The 881-nt window shown below is 65.5% G+C and carries 2 protein-coding genes and 1 pseudogene; 2 read left to right on the top strand and 1 reads right to left on the bottom strand.

Annotation, left to right across the window (positions count from 1 at the left end; all coding sequences use genetic code 11):
* A pseudogene (locus tag FGX59_RS37055) lies at positions 1-97 on the bottom strand (IS5/IS1182 family transposase); the annotation flags it as partial.
* A gap of 128 nt (positions 98-225) precedes the next feature.
* Here FGX59_RS37055 and FGX59_RS37060 point away from each other — a divergent pair.
* Complete coding sequence (locus tag FGX59_RS37060) at positions 226-609, top strand: transposase (protein ID WP_138473496.1); 384 nt, start codon at positions 226-228, stop codon at positions 607-609.
* A partial coding sequence (tnpB, locus tag FGX59_RS37065; protein WP_138473497.1) for an IS66 family insertion sequence element accessory protein TnpB occupies positions 606-881 on the top strand: 276 nt, incomplete at its 3' end. The genes FGX59_RS37060 and tnpB, both read left to right, overlap by 4 nt.

Raw genomic sequence — 881 nt, forward strand, 5'->3', positions numbered from 1 at the left:
CCAGGCTGGACGCCGTGCGATGGGCCTTCAGATGGGTGGCGTCGATCATCACAGTCGTCTCCTCGCCGTGCTCAGCGGCCAGCCCCGCCATGATCCGGGGTAAGGCTACGCCGAAGGCCGTCTTGATTTAGCGCCCTTCCGTAAGCGAAGCCTGGCTCCCACCTGTTTGTGAGACGGCGGTTCTGAGATCTCATTTCCAGCGATAGGCAGGGAGTGACTTTCTCAATGAGCGCATATTTTGAGGTTCTCACGAACGAGCGCGCAACTCAGCGCAGGAACCGGAAGTGGCCGGACGAGCTGAAGGCGGAGATCGTGGCGGAGACCCTGCGTCCCGGCGCGACCGTGAATGAGGTTGCTGCGCGGCACGGGTTGCAAGCCAACCAGGTCTCGGCCTGGCGGCGGATGGCGCGGGACGGAAGGCTGGTGCTTCCGGCGCCCGAGGACGCGATGGAGTTCGTGTCGCTGATGGTGGCGACGCCGGATGCGCCTGCGGAAATGGCGCCAGTTGCAACCGGCTCCGTCGAGATCGCCGTCGGCGCGGTGACCGTGCGGCTCGAGCCCGGGGCGTCGGCCGAGCGGATCGCCGCCGTGGTTCGGGCGCTGGCATGATCCCGTCCGACCGGGTGCGGATCCTCGTGGCGACCAAGCCCGTGGACTTCCGCAAGGGCCATGACGGCCTGGCCTCACTGGTGCAGTCGGTGCTGAAGGAGGACCCCTTCGCGGGCGCCGTCTTCGTCTTCCGCTCGAAGCGGGCGGACAGGCTGAAGATCCTGTTCTGGGACGGCACCCCCAAGTTCGACGTCAAAATCGACAAGCAATTGATATTGCTCGCAGCGCATTGCGAGTTTTGCCACAACGGGACGGTCAGGCGGGCTTCGGGA

The sequence above is a fragment of the Poseidonocella sp. HB161398 genome, from assembly GCF_005870025.1.
In the GTDB taxonomy this organism is placed as follows: Bacteria; Pseudomonadota; Alphaproteobacteria; order Rhodobacterales; family Rhodobacteraceae; genus Mangrovicoccus.

Coding starts and splice junctions, on each gene's coding strand:
- FGX59_RS37060 (WP_138473496.1), top strand. CDS start 226: ATGAGCGCATATTTTGAGGTTCTCACGAACGAGCGCGCAACTCAGCGC.